Raw genomic sequence first — 18,781 nt, forward strand, 5'->3', positions numbered from 1 at the left:
CTTAAAAATTATTTCATGCGGAATGAACCCTGGCCAATCATATTGCCGTCGGCAAATATATAGATATGGTATGTACCGGCTGGCAGGAATTCTTCTACATCCCAGTATACAGTGACACTCTGTTCTTCACCCGTATATTCAATGTATTTCTTAATAGAATAGCTGATATTACGGTCTTCAAACTTAAACTGGTTGCCCGGATTCTTGGTTAGTATCTCGTTATCCGGTTTGGCAATACGAATATAGAGGGTCTTGTTACCTGTTTGTGCAGTAATATTCTTGACAATAGTAAATGAAATAGCGATTTTCTTGATATTCTTTACGCGCTCTGTTTCGCGTCCTCTTTTGTTCAGTGTCTGCACTTGAATGTTGGTAGCATCCAGCTGTGCGGCCAGTGTAACTTTTTCGTTCAGATTCTTTGTCTCTTGTGACAGATTGGAAATCTGTGCAGTAGCAGCAGTATATTTACTTTTTACTTCCTGATTTTCCTGCATTAAGGCAGCATTGATTTTGTTCAGAGAGTCTATTTGCATTACATAGCTTCGCAATACGGCCCGTACGGTTTTCAATTCTTTTTTCAGTCGCATAATCTCGGCTGCATCACTGGTCTTCACCTGACGCAACTCTTCCAGCAAGCGCTGTGTTTTCAATTTCTCGCTTTCCAGTTTCTCACGCAAGGAGTCGTTATTTATCTGAATCTGCAATTCATCGTATTGGGTAGCAAACGTGCTGTATTCATTTTCCATTTCTTGTTTTTCCACCGCAAAGAGCTGACTCATTTCTTTGTTTTTACGGGCTTCATTTACGGCAAAGAATGATACTGCAGCCACAATGACAGCCAATATAATGATGGTGATGATAAATTTTTTATTGTTCATGGTTTCAATTTTTGCATTTGGCGCAAAAATACAATATTTATAGATACCTTCTTTTTATTTTTAGAAAAATTATGGGGATACAAGGATGGCAGGCAGGCTTTCTCCTTTTTTCCACAGACAGAAAGAGAGGTCGGGATGAAGTTGGGAGCCGCTGCCTAATACCCATTGGTTTAATACTTGGGGCAATGTTTCTTCTGTAATAGATTGCTGAGACCCGTATTTCATGAGAGAATCGGAGGGTGAACTCGTATAATTGGTGCCAACTGGGGCCTTCGTATATGCTTGCGGATAGAAACAACAACGAATAATGTTGGATTCTTCTGCTACCAGGCTGATAGCATTACATTTGCTGGTGCTGCTTGCACTCCCTGTGATATAGCAATTCTGTATCTCTCCATCTCGGGTTCTGTTGCAAATAAGTCCACCTCCTAATTGTACTTTGCTGAAGTTACAATTGCTGACGGCACAGTTCATAATTTTTCCACCATAATTATAACGTGTAATTCCATTACCATAATTAGTCGCGATTTTTAGATTGATGTTGCCTATATGACAATTTATGATATTTCCTTCGTTACGGGAAGATATACTCCCGAATTCGTTCTTTTTATCAATTTGTTCAATCTGGCAATTGCGTATGATGCAGTTCTCTATTTTTCCTTTGTTGATACCTGCCAGAAATGATGATTTGTTGGTATCATCTGGATTATTGTATACAGCCTGGTTTATGATTAAATTTTTGATAGTTGCTTCGGCGGATATTCCACTGAAAAGACCGGAATAATAATAGCCGCTGGTCGGGTTGGTGTATTGTAAGTCATTCAGACTATGCCCTTGTCCGTCGAACACATCATTGAATAGTCTTTTTTGTGAGGTGCTGCTTGTGCCATACATTCCAATCATTTGAATTTGCGCTGATTCTTCAGCTGTAAAAGTCAAGTCATTAAGCAGGTAATAGGTCATGGTTTCTCCAGTCTTTTCGCCAAATTCTTCCAGACTTCTGCCTTCGTAGCTTTCTCCGTTGATTAGATGAGTGAAGGCGATGAAATCTTCTACAGTGGAAATTCCGGGGCTTTCACCGCTTTGCTTTATGGGGCACGTGTATTCGTGGCCGGATGCAAAGGTGTATTCATTCAGTTGCGTTTCATGCACTTCTCCTGTGGTAGTATGAATGCGTATGGCAATGGATAAAGTGGCTGGAGGAATCAGGAAAACGTATGCACCTCCGTCGTCTTTTTTCATAAGAATGGGGGTGTCTGATTGCTGGCAGGATATTTCTCCTGTTTCAGGCGTAATATTTATGACAGATAGGGAGGGAATAAATTCTATTTGGTCAATCAGGCTGTTCAGTTGGCTGGATACATTGAATATGATACGTGCAAACAAATGCCGGAAAGATAGATTGATATCATTTCCATATGTGGTAGTGCTTGAGGCGTAAAGCTGGTCACATAAATTACCTTCCTGATAGAAAGACTGATGGCTTCGATACAAAGGAGGATAGTAGGACATTGTGATGGCTTGCTGTTGTGCGTCCTCCCATTTCAGGTCGGTGTCTCCTTCCCAGGCAGTTCCGTTATAGGTGAACAGAAGTTCATCGGCATGGATACCTCCTTGGCTGTAAAAGGTTATATTGCTTCTTGTGGGTAATGTTTCGTTTGTTTCACTGAGTCTGCTGTGTGAATGAGAATTGAAATACCCTATTTCATTGCCTTTGATGTGTAATGTGTGGTGGCTGGTTTCAATCATTTCATTTGTACATCCACCCGTCAGTAAAAAAAGTATTGTCCAAAAGATGTTTCTTTTCATAATTGCAGTTTTGTTATATTAACGTAAATTCCTTTTTCCGTTTCCACTTTTTGAGGGTAATTTTGGTCAAAGTTGTGCATTACATTGAAAAACTTTACCTTTGCATTGATTAAAGGAAACGTTTCACGAAAATATGGGAAAAGGAAAATTAGCGAAATTCGCAGATATGGCGGAATATCCGCATGTGTTTGAATATCCGTATTCGGTGGTAGATGACGTGCCGTTCGAAATGAAAGGCAACTGGAACCGTGATTTCTTCAAGAACGACCATCCGATTGTGCTCGAACTGGGATGCGGACGTGGTGAATATACCGTGGGGCTGGCACGCCGCTATCCGGAAAAGAACTTTATAGGGGTCGACATTAAGGGAGCGCGTATGTGGACCGGAGCGACCGATGCATTGAAGGAAGGATTGACAAACGCAGCCTTTTTGCGGACGAACATTGAAATTATCGACCGTTTCTTTGCCCCGGGAGAGGTAAGCGAAATCTGGCTGACTTTCTCGGACCCTCAGATGAAAAAAGCGACTAAGCGACTGACATCTACCTATTTTATGAACCGTTACCGTCGTTTCTTGGTACCGGACGGACTGATACATTTAAAAACGGACAGTAATTTTATGTTTACCTATACGAAGTACATGATTGAAGCCAATCATTTTCCGGTGGAATTCATGACTGACGACTTGTATCATTCCGGTATGGACGATGATATTCTCAGCATCCGCACCTATTACGAACAGCAGTGGCTGGACCGCGGACTGAATATCAAGTACATCCAGTTCCGCTTGCCGCAGGATGGTGAGTTGCAGGAGCCGGATGTGGAGATTGAGCTGGACGATTACCGGAGCTATAACCGGAGTAAGCGCAGCGGACTGAAAACAAGCAAATGATTCAAAACTGAAAAAAGATATGACACTTTATCCGAAATTGATTATGGACGCACTGGCTACGGTGCGTTATCCGGGTAACGGAAAAAACATTGTAGAAGCGGAGATGGTGGCCGACAATCTTCGCATTGATGGCATGAAGGTGAGTTTCTCGCTCATTTTTGAGAAACCGACCGACCCGTTTATGAAATCGGTAGTCAAGTCGGCCGAAACCGCTATTCATACGTATGTATCGAAAGAGGTAGAGGTAACGATTGCTACCGAAAGCAAGCAGGCCGCTCGTCCGGAACCGGGCAAGATGCTGCCGCAGGTGAAGAATGTGATTGCGGTATCTTCCGGAAAAGGAGGAGTAGGAAAGTCTACCGTAGCAGCCAATCTGGCTGTGGCATTGGCTAAGTTAGGCTATAAGGTCGGTCTGCTGGATGCCGATATTTTCGGTCCTTCTGTTCCGAAGATGTTTCAGGTAGAAGATGCCCGTCCGTATGCAGAAGAAGTGGGCGGACGTGATTTGATTGTACCGGTAGAGAAATACGGCATTAAGTTGCTTTCCATTGGTTTCTTTGTAGACCCCGACCAGGCTACACTCTGGCGTGGAGGTATGGCCAGCAACGCCCTGAAGCAGTTGGTGGCAGATGCCAACTGGGGTGATTTGGACTATTTCGTGCTGGATACACCTCCGGGCACCAGCGACATTCACCTGACCTTGTTGCAGACATTGGCCATTACGGGAGCCGTGATTGTCAGCACGCCGCAGCAGGTGGCATTGGCCGATGCGCGTAAAGGTATCAATATGTATACCAACGACAAGGTAAACGTACCTATTCTCGGTCTGGTGGAAAATATGGCCTGGTTTACTCCGGCAGAACTTCCGGAAAACAAATATTACCTGTTTGGTAAGGAAGGAACCAAGCGTCTGGCAGAAGAGTTGAATGTGCCGTTGCTCGGACAGATTCCTATCGTGCAGAGCATCTGCGAGAGTGGTGATGCAGGAACACCTGCTGCCCTCGACGAAAACTCCATGACCGGTATGGCCTTTATGGAGCTGGCACGCAATGTGGTGACGCAGACCGAAAAGCGTAATGCCGAAATGGCTCCTACGGAAATCGTACATACGCATTGATTAAAAAATGTAAATAAGAGCGGTGGCAGAAAATGCGCACCGCTTTTTTATGCCCTTTCCAGGCACTTTCTTGACGGGTTGTCGGGGTTGTCACCGGTTTTTTAAACTTTCTATATACAGGTGTGGAAAAATATAAGCGTTGTATTTTTCCACACCCCGCGTATATATACTTTATAAAAATGCCTGCCAACCCCGGCAACCCGTCAAGATTCGTCTTTTTCTCCTCCCTTTAGGGGCCGTTTTTCTTGTCTTTCAAAACGCCCTTGCGTTCAAATTAAAACGCACTTGCGTTTAAGGTCAAACGTCCTTGTGTTTCAAGTCAAACGCACTTGCGTTTTAGATTGAACGCACTTGCGTTTTTTTGCCTGCCGATTTGTTTAAAAGTTCGAAATAGTTATCGGTTGGATTTATGTGTATGAGTTACTCTCTACGTGGGGAGTATTTTAAATATAATCATCTTTAAATTCCAGTTTTAATTGGATAGGGTTGGAACGGACAGCGTTGGCTAACTCATGTTCTTCTTTCGGGTTGGAAACCGACAAGCCTAACAGGCGGATCGGATGCTGACTGTAGTCCACACCTTTCAATAGCCGTTTGGCCAGTGGGAGAATGTCGTCCAGGCGTTGGAGTGGCCGTTCCACACTCATACTGCGGGTGATTTGGGAGAAGTCGTCGAACTTCACTTTCAGCGTGAGGGTATTCCCTTTAAAATCCTTGGCTTTCAGCCGGTCGGTGAGTTCGCGTGCCACATGATACAGCTCGATGATGAGTGACATTTCTGCCGAAAGGTCTTTTTCCAATGTATGTTCACAGCCGATAGATTTGCGGATGCGTACAGCTTCTACCGGACGGTCGTCCATACCACGGGCAAAGTTGAAATAAATTAATCCGTTTTTCCCGAACTGCCGTTGCAGCATTTCCAACGAGCATTTACGCAGGGTCTCTCCGTTATAAATACCTAAGGTGTGCATCTTTTTGGCCGTAATGGGGCCCACTCCCCAAAAAGCTTCAATAGGCAACCGGCGGATAAACTCATCGGCCTGGTCGGGGTGAATGGTACAAAGTCCGTCAGGCTTTCGGTAATCGGAGGCGATTTTAGCTAAGAATTTATTGTAGGATACACCGGCTGAGGCCACTAAATGAAGTTCCTGGCGGATACGTTGCTTGATTTCTTTGGCTATATCCACCGCCAATGGAATTCCTTTCTTGTTTTCCGTGACATCCAGAAACGCTTCGTCCAGCGAGATAGGCTCGATGAGGTCGGTATAGTCGTGAAAGATTTCATGTATCTGTGCAGACACGCTTTTGTAAACTTCCATCCGTCCCTCCACGAAAATCAGTTGCGGACACAGTTTTTTCGCTTTCTGTGAAGACATGGCCGAACGTACGCCAAATTTACGGGCTTCATAGCTGGCGGCAGCTACCACTCCTCGTTTCTCTGCATGCCCCACGGCGATGGGCTTTCCGCGTAGTTCCGGGTGGTCGCGCTGTTCGACCGACGCATAGAAAGCGTCCATATCAATGTGGATAATTTTTCGTTCGGTGTGCATGAATGAGTGGATAGCTTTTCTGCAAAAAAACAAAACATTCTTGGGAAATCCTAAAAATCATTTGTATTTTTGCTGTTTGTAAAATGGTTTGGATGACTTTTTTGACAGCAAAAAATAAAGAAATATGATGAAAGATGAGATTAAGAAAGCCTGCGAGGTATTGCAGAAGGGGGGAGTGATTCTTTACCCGACGGATACCGTGTGGGGAATAGGATGTGATGCGACGAATGAAGAGGCGGTGAAACGCGTTTTTGAAATAAAGCAGCGGGCTGACAGCAAGGCGATGCTGGTGCTGGTAGACAGTCCGGTGAAGGTGGATTTTTATGTACAGGATGTGCCTTCCGTAGCATGGGACTTGATTGAAATGACTACGAAACCTTTGACCATTATTTACGATGGAGCGAGAAATCTGGCTCCGAATCTGATTGCAGCCGACGGCAGTGTAGGTATTCGTGTCACCTCGGAGGAGTTTTCCAAACAACTTTGTTTCCGCTTCCGCAAAGCCATTGTATCTACGTCTGCCAATATCAGCGGACAGCCTGCACCGGCCGTGTTCAGTGAAATCACGGAAGAAATCAAGCAGGCGGTGGATTATGTGGTGGATTACCGTCGGGAAGAAACCGGTCACCCCAAACCGTCCAGTATTGTCAAATTAGGCAAAGGGGGCGTGGTAAAAATTATTAGAGAATAAATTTTTTCTTTCATGAAAGTTGTAGACGAGAAGAACAGCTTGCTCCAGGGCTTTCTCCGTTGGAGGGAGAGACATATAAAGGACAAGCAGTTTGTATTGATTTTAAGCTTTTTAGTCGGAATCTGCACGGCGCTGGCCGCTTGTCTGTTGAAGTTCCTGGTAGAGTATATCAAGGAGTTCCTGACAGAAAACTTTGATTCTACAGGAGTAAACTGGTTGTACTTGGTGTATCCGGTGGTAGGTATCTTCCTGACCGGACTGTTCATTCGAAAAGTGGTGCGTGACGACATCAGTCATGGTGTGACCAAAATTCTGTATGCCATTTCGCGTAAGCAAAGCCGTATCAAGCGGCATAATGTATGGTCTTCCGTTTTTGCTTCGGCCATTACCATCGGTTGTGGTGGATCGGTCGGTGCCGAAGCGCCGATTGTGCTGACCGGTTCTGCCATTGGTTCGAATTTGGGCAGTATTTTCCGTATGGACCACAAGACGCTGATGCTGCTGGTGGGATGTGGAGCCGCTGGAGCGGTTTCGGGTATCTTCAAGGCACCGATTGCCGGTGTGGTCTTTACGCTGGAGGTACTGATGATTGACCTGACCATGGCTTCTTTGCTTCCCTTGCTGATTACCAGTGTGACGGCAGCTTCTGTTTCTTATCTGCTCACAGGTACGGAAGCCATGTTCCAGTTTCACCTGGATTATCCGTTCTCTTTGGAACGTATTCCGTATGCCATTGCATTGGGCATTTTCTGTGGACTGGTGGCCTGGTATTTTACCCGTTCCATGAACTGGATTGAGAATATTTTCCGCCGTTATAGTAATCCGTATGTGAAATTCCTGATTGGAGGAGCCATGCTGAGTATATTGATTTTTCTGTTCCCGCCGTTGTATGGTGAAGGTTATGACACCATTTCCCTGTTGCTCAATGGACGGTCGAATGCCGAATGGGACACGGTAATGAATAACTCTCTTTTCTACGGAAATTCACAGCTGTTGGTGGTGTATTTGCTGTTGATTATCTTGTTTAAGGTATTTGCCTCGAGTGCGACCAACGGTGGTGGCGGTTGCGGTGGTATTTTTGCACCGAGCTTGTTCCTGGGATGTATTGCCGGCTTTGTGTTCTCTTATGTGTGCAATGAGTTCCAGTTGGGAGGTACATACATTCCGGAAAAGAACTTTGCCCTGATGGGAATGGCGGGACTGATGTCGGGCGTCATGCATGCCCCTTTGACCGGAGTCTTCCTGATAGCCGAGCTGACCGGTGGATACGGTTTGTTCCTGCCGCTGATGATTGTGTCGGTCTGCGCGTACCTTACTATTATCGTGTTCGAGCCGCACAGTATCTATTCTATGCGTTTGGCGAAGAGTGGAGAACTGATTACGCATCATAAAGATAAGGCGGCTTTGACCATGATGAGCATGGAAACTGTCATTGAAACAGATTTCCAGGTGGTTCGTCCGGATATGGATTTGGCGGAGATGGTGAAGGCCATTTCGAAATCCGGCCGTAATCTGTTCCCGGTGGTAGATGTACGCAATGAATTGATTGGATTGGTAATACTGAACGACATTCGCAATATCATGTTCCGTCAGGAATTGTATCACAAATACCGGGTAGAGAATTTTATGGTCACTCCAAAAGCCTGCATTATTACGACAGATTCAATGGAAGACGTGATGGATAAGTTTGATAAGACGGGCTCCTGGAATTTGCCGGTGGTAGACGAAGACAACAAGTATATCGGTTTTGTATCCAAATCGCGCATCCTTTCTACTTATCGTCAGGTGATGGTGGATTTTTCAGCAGAATAAACAACGAAAAGAAATATGGAGAAGAAAGATTTACGAATTGTATATATGGGCACTCCTGAATTTGCCGTGGAGAGTTTGAAACGGCTGGTGGAAGGAGGCTATCAGGTGGTGGGGGTCATCACCATGCCCGACAAGCCGATGGGACGGCATGGCAGCGTGCTTCAGCCGAGCCCGGTGAAACAGTATGCCGTGTCGCAAGGATTGAAGGTACTTCAGCCGGAAAAGCTGAAGGATGAGAATTTCCTGGCCGAGCTGAGAGACTTGAAAGCAGACTTGCAGATTGTGGTAGCTTTCCGTATGCTGCCGGAGGTGGTATGGAACATGCCGCGTTTGGGTACATTCAATCTGCATGCCTCTTTGCTTCCGCAGTATCGTGGCGCAGCTCCTATCAACTGGGCGGTAATCAATGGTGAAACAGAAACAGGTATTACTACTTTCTTCCTGAAGCATGAGATTGATACGGGTGAGATTATTGATCAGGTACGTGTGCCCATTGCGGATACGGATAATGTGGAGATTGTGTACGACAAGCTGATGCACTTAGGGGGAGACCTGGTGGTGAAGACAGTGGATGCCATTCTGGAAGGAAATGTGAAGACCATTCCACAGGAACAGTTGGCTGCTGCTACGGAACTTCGTCCGGCTCCTAAAATCTTCAAGGAAACTTGTCGTATAGACTGGCAGGCCGGAGTGAAAAAGGTATATGATTTTGTACGTGGTCTTTCTCCATATCCTGCTGCATGGACGAAATTGCATCAGGGTGATGCTGCTCCGTTGGCATTGAAGATTTTTGAAACGGAGAAAGTCTTTGTCGCACATAATCTGAAGCCCGGTAGCATTGTAACCGATAAGAAGACATGTTTTCAGATTGCTTCTACTGACGGGTTTGTCAAAGTGCTGTCTTTGCAGCTGGCAGGTAAGAAACGAATGGAGGTAGCTGACTTCCTTCGCGGGTACCGCCACGTGGAAAATTCCTTTGTAGAATAAAGAATATGGCAATATTTATTTGTGCAGGGTGACGGTATGTATATCGTCGCCCTCTTTAATTTTATATAGAATGCGGAAACCCTTGAAAGCAGAGTCCTGATATTGCGGAATGCTGGAAAGCGTAAAGGAAACTACTCCCCAATAGGAGTTGATTTGCAAGTCTGCTCCCGGGTTATGGCGTAACTCTACCGGCAGCAATCCATTTTCATCCAGATGGGCATTTTGTGGAACCAGTAAACTGATACGATGGCTGATGTTGCTGTTATTTCCTCCAATTTCATATTGGATATTTAGATGTTCTTTGCTGATACTGGAAGAAGTAATGCATATCGGGGCTGTGCCGAATATATCATTGATTGATTCAACTGTTTCTTCAGGAGTTATACAATCAGCATCTTTTGTCAGTACTTTGTAAAGGCTGATGATTTCTACTTTCTTAGCTTCAGAATTATTGTTTTGTTTATTTTTATCAAGAAATAAAACTTCTAGTAAAACTCTTTGGCCTAAGATGTTCACTTTGTTGTCTGTAAAGATATGGGTGTTAACGGGAAGTAAAGCACCATAAGTGTCAGAGTCTATTGTGAGTTGTTCGGTGTTTACTACAGTTCCCAATGTGGAAAAGCTGCCACTGCTTGAGGATAGTAGAAGTTGGTCTTCTTCTTCAACAGAACAAGAAGAAAAGTGTCCGTATAGTAGAAGTAAAAGTATGTATGTGATGTATTTTGTATATCTCATAATTTAGTTGGATTTTTCATGTAAATAAATGAAATGATTTTCGGATACTGCACCTTTTTTAGTTAAAAACATTTTAATGACGATTTTAATTAGAAAAAGGTGCAGTATTTTTGTGTATTCATCATTTATTAACCAAAGCACGATAAGCTGAATATGACAGAAGAAGAATTAGCGTCGAAATGCAAGCTGGCAGATAATCAGGCTCGCAAGGAGTTGTACGAGCTGTATGGCGGTTCGCTGATGGCTATTTGTCTTCGTTATATCGGGGACCGGGAGGCTGCAGAGGATGTGTTACATGATGGGTTTGTCCGGATATTCCAATCAATTGGGCAGTTTACTTATCAAGGTGTAGGTTCTTTAAAAGCTTGGCTTTCGCGTGTGATGGTCAATGAAGCGTTGGGGCATTTGCGAAAACGCAATCAACTGGCTCAGCAGGAAGTTTTGATGGAGCAGTTGCCTGATACGGAAGAGGATGATGAGGGAGTGGGTGATATTCCTCAAGCTGAATTGATGAAAATGATTGCTGGACTTCCCGATGGGTATCGTACGGTATTCAACTTATATGTGTTTGAAGATAAAAGTCATAAGGAAATTGCGCAGATGCTGGGAATAACTGAGCATACTTCTTCTTCTCAGTTTTATCGTGCAAAGACTTTATTGGCAAAGAAAATAAATGAATATAGAAAGAAATTATAGGCAATGAAGAGCGAGAAAGAATGGATAGATAATTTACGTAACCAGATGGAGGGCTATTCTGAACCTCTTCCTGAGGGGCTTTGGGATAAGTTGTCCAAGGAACTGGAGGAACCTAAAGTTCCGAAGGTAATTCCTCTATGGAAACGTTGGCAAGTGGCTGCGGCGGTGCTGGTGCTGCTGGTGTCTTCACTGACATATTGGTTCTGGTCTTTTCCGCAGGCTGATTTTCGTAATCAGGAACTGGCCGTAAAGGTGAAGGATACTCCTTTGCCAGAGTATGTGCCTCTTCAAGAGGAGCGGATGGCAGAAACTGAGCTTGTAGAAACATCTTCTGAAAAATCAGTCTCTCTCTTAGCTCATACTCCGCTTATACAGTCTGTGGAGAATAAAGAAGAGGTAGATCCAGTTTCTGCTATTTCGGAAATGGATCAGGAAGAACCTGAAGAAGTGGCGAAAGAGAATGTGAATGTAGAACAAGAGGTTACCAGAACACCAACAGAACGAAGCAGAAGCATGAAAGAAAATCGGGCAGCTGATCGTGAACGTATGGAACGTAATGCCATGGCACTGAAAAATAAGTCGGATAAGTCTTCTGGATTCTCGGTTGGAGTTGGAGCAGGCAATACGCCTTATAGCTCGTTGAATACATTTGATGGAATGGGTAGTTTTGTGGCTCGTTCGGCTTATTATACTTCTTCTGATTTGAATATGTCTCCAATAAGTAATGGAGGACTGGCTTACAGTCAGGTCTTGTTGGAGAATGCGATACAAACTCCTCAGACGAGTGTGAAGCATCATATGCCTGTCACGGTGGGGCTGACAGTTGCCTGGCATTTTCATAAAGACTGGGCATTGGAAACAGGATTAAATTATACACTTTTATCTTCAGATATTTATTCCGGTTCCAAATCGTATGTGGAAGAGACCCAGAAATTGCATTATGTGGGTATACCGGTAAAACTGCATCGTTCTATTTGGAAAAATAGCTGGCTCTCTGTATATGCGTCTGCCGGAGGAGTAATGGAGAAATGTGTATCAGGTAAGCTGGAAACTGTTACCGTGACGAATGGAGGTAATCGTACGTCTGAGAACACATCATTGGATGTGGATCCGCTTCAGTGGTCAGTGACTGCAGCAGCCGGAGCGCAAGTGAATTTTACCTCACGTTTTGGATTATATGTAGAGCCCGGAATTGCATATTATTTTGATGACCATAGCGGAGTAGAAACCATACGAAAAGAACACCCTCTTAATTTTAATTTGCAGTTAGGCTTACGCTTCAATGTGACCAAATAAGTTTTTATAGTTGATTTATTAGAAAAGATGCTTATCTTTGTTGAAAAGAATCTGATTAACTAAAATAAATCGATGGAAAAAATTATGGTAGCTCCTTCCTTGCTCTCTGCAAATTTTGCTGATTTGAAGAGTGACTTGGAAAAAATAAATCAAAGTGAGGCGGACTGGTTGCATCTGGACATTATGGACGGTGTGTTTGTGCCCAATATTTCATTTGGTTTTCCTGTATTAAAATATGTGGCTGAAATTAGTCAGAAGCCGTTGGATGTGCATCTGATGATTGTGCAGCCGGAAAAATTTATTCGTGAAGTAAAGAATTTGGGAGCCATGATGATGAATGTACACTATGAAGCTTGTCCTTATCTGCATCGCGTTATCCAGCAGATTAAGGAAGCTGGAATGAAGGCGGGAGTTACGCTGAATCCGGCTACTCCGATATCTGTATTGGAGGATATTATCACAGAGGTGGATATGGTGTTGCTGATGAGTGTCAATCCAGGATTCGGTGGCCAGAAATTTATTCCTAATACATTTAAAAAGATTGCGCAGCTTCGCGAAATGATAACGCGTAACGGGGCTTCTGCCCTTATCGAGGTGGATGGAGGTGTTAATCAGGAAAATGCCCCTCTTCTGCGGCGCGCTGGAGCAGATGTGCTGGTGGCCGGCAGTTCTGTATTTAATTCTCCAGACATGATTAAAGCTATTCAGCAATTGAAATATGTGGAGTAAGTATTGGGAGCCTTGCATTCTTTAATAGCATACCCATTGTTCCGGTTGACTATTTGTCTGGCAACCGGAATTTTTTTATTCGACACATTGTGGCCGGAAAATTTTTCATGGTCATATTGGGTTGCGATATGGTTACTTTTGGTTATTGTTTGCGGAGGAGTGTTTTGGTTTTCCCGATGGAGATGGCGCTGGCTCTTTGGAGTGATGGCTGGCATGGCTTTTTTCTTATGGGGAGGAATATCGGTAGTCCATCAAAGAGAAACAGTGCAATATGATTGGGATGGAGAGCCTGCTATATATAAAGGTATAGTGGAAAGTGTGCCGGAAGTCAGGGGGAAAACATTTCGGGCGGAAGTGCGTGTAGATGTCCAACGGTTGTCAAACGGAAACTGGAAAAGAATAGACCGGAATATTCTTTTGTCATGGATGCCGGATTCTTTATCAAAACCTTTGGCTTGTGGAGACAGTGTGTGTTTTTATGCAAAAGTTTCGTATCCTTTTTCTGGGAAAGAACTGACAAGATTCGATTACGGTGACTATCTTTTACGAAAGAGTATTAGCGGAACGGCTTTGGCTTATGCCGGGAATTGGCGTTGTACGGGAAAACCTCGTTCATTATCTGTCAGCCAGTTGGCAAAGGTATGTCAACAACAGGTTGTGGATGTATATCGGAGTTGGGGATTTGATCAGGACGTGCAGGCTGTAGTATCGGCGTTGACTATTGGGGAGAAAACGGATTTGACTCCTGAATTAAAAGCAATGTATAGTGCAGCTGGGGTCAGTCATGTATTAGCGTTATCAGGACTGCATGTGGGTATTCTTTCGTGTATTCTTTTGTGGTTGTTTTATCCGTTGACTTATTTAAAGCATGGGCGTAAGATTTTAGCTTTTCTGGTAGTCTGTTTGTTATGGCTTTTTGCCTTTATTTCCGGGCTAAGTTCGTCGGTGGTACGTGCAGTAGTAATGTATAGTTTATATACTTTTGCTTCATTTTGTTCAGAGGAGCGTTTTTCGGGTATGCATTCCTTGGTGTTGGCTGCTTTTCTGATGTTGATATATAATCCGTTTTTTCTTTTTGATATAAGTTTTCAACTCTCGTTTACAGCTGTCTTTTCTATTTTGGCGTTTTATCCTTTGTTTTCACGTTGGTTATGCATAAAAAATTGTGTGTTGCGTTATGTGTGGAACACACTCAGCCTATCTATCTCGGCTCAGTTAGGTACGCTACCTTTTATTCTGTATTATTTCGGAAGTTTTCCGACTTATTTTCTACTGGCCAATCTGGTTGTTGTTATATTGGCAGGTGGAATACTGATGTTGACGCTGGTTGCATTATGTGTAGCTTCCGTACCTATGGTAGGAAGTACGGTGATGACCTTATTGGAATGGTGTACATCGGTTTTGAATGAATCCACCCGGTGGGTTCAGCAACTGGACGGGTCTCAGATTACTTCTGTTTATTTATCCTCTTCTCAGGCCTGTCTGCTGACTGCGGTAATTATTTGCTTCTATTTATGCTGGGCATCCGGTATACACCGTAAGGCTTCTGACTGGATTCGTTTACTGATGGTTTGCAATCTGTTTGTAGTGGTGTCTTGTGTGGAATATACAGGTGAAGCTCCGGAACAGTTGTACTTTTTCCGCTCGGAAGTATACACCCGTAAAAGAGATTGTGTTTCTACTCATCGCTCTGAAACGGGATTGCTATGTATCAGAAATGTGCATATTGCAGTACTGGATGATGCTCGCTGGAGAACATGTGAGTCTTCATTACGTTTACCTTTGGAATATGCATATATCTGTAGGGGATTTAAGGGGAGTCTTTCACAGTTGGACAAACTGTTTGTTATTCGGCAGGTTATTTTGGACAGTTCATTGAGTGATGCTTTCCGAGAAAAGCTTATAAGGGAATGTCAATTACTTAAAATATCTTATACAGACCTTTCTATTCACGGTTCTTATTCTGTTGTGCTGTAGTTTCTAAAAATAAATTTGTACTTTTGCTCCTTTCAAAAGTGTAAGTTTAAGAAAAAGAATATGTTGTCAAAAGTAATTCTTCAGGCCCATATTGATAAAGTTGAGGCTTATTTTGAACGGGCTGATAAAGTGGTGATTGTGACTCACGTTTCTCCTGACGGAGATGCGTTGGGTTCTTCGTTGGGCTTGTATCATTTTTTGTCTGTACATGACAAGACTGTAAATGTAATTGTGCCTAATGCGTTTCCTGACTTTTTACGATGGATGCCTGGAGCAAAAGATATTATCCGTTATGATAAATATGCTGAGTTTGCCGATAAACTGATTGCAGAAGCAGACGTGATTTGTTGTCTTGATTTTAATGCCTTGTCTCGTATTGACCGGATGGCAGAAGCCGTCAGAACAGCTCAAGGGAGAAAGGTCATGATTGACCATCATTTGAATCCGGAACCATTCTGTAGGGTGACTATTTCACATCCGGAAATATCTTCTACTTCAGAATTGATTTTTAGGCTGATATGCCGTCTGGGATGTTTTGATGACATTACATTGGAAGGAGCAGAATGTATTTATACCGGAATGATGACGGATACGGGAGGTTTTACTTATAATTCCAATAACCGTGAAATTTATTTCATTATAAGTGAACTGCTGTCTAAAGGCATTGATAAGGATGATATTTATCGTAAAGTATTCAATACATATTCAGAAGGTCGTCTTCGTTTGATGGGGTATGTGCTTTATGAAAAAATGCAAGTATATCCTCAGTTCCGTGCGGCTTTAATCTGTCTGTCAAAGGAAGAGCAGGGTAGATTCCGTTACGTGAAAGGAGATACGGAAGGATTCGTAAATATTCCTCTTCAGATGAAGGGAATCTGCTTTTCGGTATTCTTGCGTGAAGATACGGAAAAGAATATGATTAAGGTTTCACTTCGTTCGGTTGGGGCTTTCCCATGTAATCAGGTTGCGACAGAATTCTTTAACGGAGGGGGGCATTTGAATGCTTCTGGAGGAGAGTTTTATGGTACAATGGATGAGGCTGTGGATTTATTTAAGCAGGCCTTGGTGAAATATGAGAGTTTGTTATTGAAAAATTAGTGAGAAATTTTTATTCTTGAACAATATTAGACATAATTGGACAAAATAGGAAAGATGTTTTATAGACATTTTACTACATTTGCCCGTGTAAACATGCTTATTAAGATGAAAAAGAATTATTTGCTGTGGGCTGTAACTGCCCTGATAATGCTGGCGCTGCAAAGTTGTAATAACAGAAAGACATATGCTGAAATGAAAGAAGAGGAGGCAGATGCCATTAATAAGTACATTTTGGAAAATGACATAAAAGTTATTTCTGAGGCTGATTTTGCTGCACAGGATTCTACGACGAAAGAAAATGAATATGTGTTGTTGGACGAAAGTGGAGTCTATATGCATGTGGATAATCGAGGAGCTGGTCAGGCTGTGTTGGGAGATGGAACCTATGATATGGTAGCCCGTTTTGTGGAAGTGGCACTCCAGACGCGCACTGATTTAGGTATGACAGCTGGAGATACTTTGCTGGCTAATTTTCACGTAGCCAATCCTTCTTATACAATCAAGGGCGAGGATTTTAAACTGACAATTAGCGGTGATTCTTATTCGGCTTCGTTTACTCGTAATGATTCTTATAGTATGTATGGCATGTATAAAACAGTAGCTGTTCCTTCTGGGTGGTTGATTCCGCTGCGTTATCTGAAACCGGGAAGGACAAATGATGCAGAGAAAATAGCACGTGTGAAATTGATTGTGCCGCATAGTGAAGGTACTTCTTCGGCTACTCAGTCCGTATATCCATGTTTTTATGAATTGACCTATAACATGACAAGATAACCTAAATAATTAAAAACCTTTATTTATGACACTTATTAAATCTATTTCCGGAATTCGTGGCACTATAGGCGGCCATGCCGGCGAAGGATTGAATCCTTTGGACATCGTGAAATTCACTTCAGCGTATGCTACATTGATTCGTAAGACTACGACCAATAAATCAAATAAGATTGTAGTAGGCCGTGATGCGCGTATCTCTGGTGAGATGGTGAAGAATGTGGTTTGCGGAACGTTGATGGGAATGGGATTCGATGTAGTAAATATCGGATTGGCTTCTACTCCGACTACAGAACTTGCAGTAACTATGGAAGGTGCATGTGGTGGTATCATTCTGACAGCCAGCCATAATCCGAGACAATGGAATGCCTTGAAGTTGTTGAATGAGCATGGTGAGTTCCTGAATGCGGCCGAAGGTAATGAGGTTTTGCGTATTGCTGCTGCAGAAGAATTTGAATTTGCAGATATCGAACATATTGGTAAGTATCGTGAAGATAATACATACAACCAGAAACATATTGACAGCGTATTGGCATTGAAACTGGTAGACGTAGAAGCTATCCGTAAGGCTAATTTCCGCGTGGCAATTGATTGTGTGAACTCTGTAGGTGGTGTAGTACTACCTCAGTTGTTGGAGCAGCTGGGCGTACAGCATGTGGAAAAGTTGTATTGCGAACCGACTGGCGACTTCCAGCATAATCCAGAACCTCTGGAAAAGAACTTGGGTGACATCATGGGCTTGATGAAGAAAGGTACTTGTGATGTAGCCTTTGTGGTAGACCCTGACGTAGACCGTCTGGCTATTATCTGTGAAAATGGAGCTATGTATGGTGAAGAATATACGCTGGTAACAGTAGCTGATTATGTATTGAAGCATACTCCGGGAAATACAGTTTCTAACTTGAGTTCTACTCGTGCGTTGCGTGACGTCACTCGCAAATATGGCATGGAATACAATGCTTCTGCAGTGGGTGAAGTAAATGTAGTAACCAAGATGAAAGCTACTAATGCGGTTATCGGTGGTGAAGGTAATGGTGGAGTGATTTATCCGGAATCTCACTACGGACGTGATGCATTGGTGGGTATTGCTTTGTTCTTGAGTCATCTGGCACACGAAGGAAAGAAAGTAAGCGAATTGCGTGCTACTTTTCCTAACTATTTCATTGCGAAGAATCGTATTGATCTGACTCCGGAAACAGATGTAGATGCTATTTTGGCGAAGGTAAAAGAACTTTACAAGAATGAAGAAATCAATGACATTGACGGTGTGAAGATTGATTTCCCTGATAAGTGGGTTCACCTGCGTAAGAGTAACACAGAACCGATTATTCGTGTATACTCAGAAGCTTCTACAATGGAAGCTGCTGATGAAATCGGTAAGCAGATTATGGACATTGTATACAGTCTGGCTAAATAAGAGAGGCGTTAGCGCATTCTTCTGAAAATAAAATGAATTCCGGAATGAAATAAAGCGGTTAGCTGGTTTTCATTCCGGAATTTTTTTTGTGAATGTGTGATAGAGAAAATGTGTGTAGGGTTATTCCTTTTCAGATTCTTCTGAAGGGATGGGGATTAATTCTGAATGTAATGCTGATTCTTTTTGTGGTGAAAGAATAGGGGACGAGTTTTCTTCTGACGAGAAACCAGCATGGAATAATGCGTAAAAGAAGGGCAGAATAACTTTTTGAGTTTCCATAATGCGTTGTTTTTAGGGATTTATAATGAAAACGCCAAAATATGAAT

General features: G+C 43.1%; 17 protein-coding genes. 12 read left to right on the top strand and 5 right to left on the bottom strand.

The genetic code is table 11. From position 1 onward, the window contains the following. Positions 1-8 precede the first annotated feature (8 nt). Complete coding sequence (locus WKT20_RS01650) at positions 9-878, bottom strand: hypothetical protein (protein WP_007563227.1); 870 nt, start codon at positions 876-878, stop codon at positions 9-11. A gap of 69 nt (positions 879-947) precedes the next feature. Continuing rightward, positions 948-2,687, bottom strand: coding sequence for a fimbrillin family protein (locus WKT20_RS01655; RefSeq protein ID WP_340416716.1), 1,740 nt, complete (start codon positions 2,685-2,687; stop codon positions 948-950). A gap of 133 nt (positions 2,688-2,820) precedes the next feature. Here WKT20_RS01655 and trmB point away from each other — a divergent pair, with 133 nt between their 5' ends. Beyond that, complete coding sequence (trmB, locus tag WKT20_RS01660) at positions 2,821-3,579, top strand: tRNA (guanosine(46)-N7)-methyltransferase TrmB (protein WP_118163380.1); 759 nt, start codon at positions 2,821-2,823, stop codon at positions 3,577-3,579. Positions 3,580-3,598: 19 nt separating this feature from the next. Continuing rightward, on the top strand, positions 3,599-4,696 hold the full coding sequence (locus tag WKT20_RS01665; RefSeq protein ID WP_022052682.1) for an Mrp/NBP35 family ATP-binding protein: 1,098 nt from the start codon (positions 3,599-3,601) through the stop codon (positions 4,694-4,696). A gap of 443 nt (positions 4,697-5,139) precedes the next feature. Here WKT20_RS01665 and dinB read toward each other — a convergent pair whose 3' ends face one another. Next, a complete protein-coding gene (gene dinB / locus WKT20_RS01670; protein WP_204505815.1) occupies positions 5,140-6,246 on the bottom strand; it encodes a DNA polymerase IV in 1,107 nt (368 codons plus the stop codon). A gap of 127 nt (positions 6,247-6,373) precedes the next feature. Between dinB and WKT20_RS01675 the strand changes: the two genes are divergently transcribed. Genes WKT20_RS01675 through fmt form a run of 3 tightly spaced genes read left to right on the top strand, consistent with a single transcriptional unit; the run spans position 6,374 to position 9,736 of the window. After that, on the top strand, positions 6,374-6,937 hold the full coding sequence (locus WKT20_RS01675; RefSeq protein ID WP_040313312.1) for an L-threonylcarbamoyladenylate synthase: 564 nt from the start codon (positions 6,374-6,376) through the stop codon (positions 6,935-6,937). 12 nt (positions 6,938-6,949) lie between these two features. Beyond that, positions 6,950-8,749 (top strand): chloride channel protein, encoded by a 1,800-nt coding sequence (locus WKT20_RS01680; RefSeq protein ID WP_117672573.1) that lies wholly within the window; start codon positions 6,950-6,952, stop codon positions 8,747-8,749. Positions 8,750-8,764: 15 nt separating this feature from the next. Then, positions 8,765-9,736, top strand: a complete 972-nt coding sequence (gene fmt, locus WKT20_RS01685) for a methionyl-tRNA formyltransferase (RefSeq protein ID WP_270653052.1) — start codon at positions 8,765-8,767, stop codon at positions 9,734-9,736. A gap of 15 nt (positions 9,737-9,751) precedes the next feature. On the opposite strand, the gene WKT20_RS01690 is transcribed toward fmt, so the two are convergent. Further along, on the bottom strand, positions 9,752-10,471 hold the full coding sequence (locus WKT20_RS01690; RefSeq protein ID WP_117700724.1) for a NigD1/NigD2 family lipoprotein: 720 nt from the start codon (positions 10,469-10,471) through the stop codon (positions 9,752-9,754). Between the two features lie 153 nt (positions 10,472-10,624). On the opposite strand from WKT20_RS01690, the gene WKT20_RS01695 reads away from it, so the two are divergent. The 7 genes from WKT20_RS01695 to glmM all read left to right on the top strand — a co-directional run bounded on the left by WKT20_RS01695 (position 10,625) and on the right by glmM (position 18,455). Next, entirely contained in the window at positions 10,625-11,167 is a 543-nt protein-coding gene (locus WKT20_RS01695) for an RNA polymerase sigma factor (protein ID WP_118163395.1), read from the top strand. Between the two features lie 3 nt (positions 11,168-11,170). Then, positions 11,171-12,463, top strand: a complete 1,293-nt coding sequence (locus WKT20_RS01700) for a porin family protein (RefSeq protein WP_118163398.1) — start codon at positions 11,171-11,173, stop codon at positions 12,461-12,463. Between the two features lie 72 nt (positions 12,464-12,535). Next, positions 12,536-13,192: a ribulose-phosphate 3-epimerase gene (rpe, locus tag WKT20_RS01705; RefSeq protein WP_118163400.1), complete on the top strand. Its 657-nt coding sequence runs from the start codon at positions 12,536-12,538 to the stop codon at positions 13,190-13,192. Between the two features lie 87 nt (positions 13,193-13,279). Next, the gene (locus WKT20_RS01710; RefSeq protein ID WP_278454192.1) at positions 13,280-15,169 is read left to right on the top strand and encodes a ComEC/Rec2 family competence protein; all 1,890 of its coding nucleotides are present in this window, start codon (positions 13,280-13,282) and stop codon (positions 15,167-15,169) included. 60 nt (positions 15,170-15,229) lie between these two features. Beyond that, complete coding sequence (locus WKT20_RS01715) at positions 15,230-16,267, top strand: DHH family phosphoesterase (RefSeq protein WP_340416717.1); 1,038 nt, start codon at positions 15,230-15,232, stop codon at positions 16,265-16,267. Between the two features lie 105 nt (positions 16,268-16,372). Next, a complete protein-coding gene (locus tag WKT20_RS01720) occupies positions 16,373-17,041 on the top strand; it encodes a DUF4827 domain-containing protein (protein ID WP_340416718.1) in 669 nt (222 codons plus the stop codon). Positions 17,042-17,066: 25 nt separating this feature from the next. Next, positions 17,067-18,455 (top strand): phosphoglucosamine mutase, encoded by a 1,389-nt coding sequence (gene glmM / locus WKT20_RS01725; protein ID WP_118163407.1) that lies wholly within the window; start codon positions 17,067-17,069, stop codon positions 18,453-18,455. A gap of 120 nt (positions 18,456-18,575) precedes the next feature. Here glmM and WKT20_RS01730 read toward each other — a convergent pair whose 3' ends face one another. Next, positions 18,576-18,734 carry a hypothetical protein gene (locus WKT20_RS01730; RefSeq protein ID WP_181976277.1) on the bottom strand — a complete coding sequence of 53 codons (159 nt, stop codon included), beginning with the start codon at positions 18,732-18,734 and terminating at the stop codon, positions 18,576-18,578. Between the last annotated feature and the right edge of the window lie 47 nt (positions 18,735-18,781).

It is taken from the genome of Phocaeicola sp. ICN-14070, from assembly GCF_037892625.1.
In the GTDB taxonomy this organism is placed as follows: domain Bacteria; phylum Bacteroidota; class Bacteroidia; order Bacteroidales; family Bacteroidaceae; genus Phocaeicola; species Phocaeicola plebeius.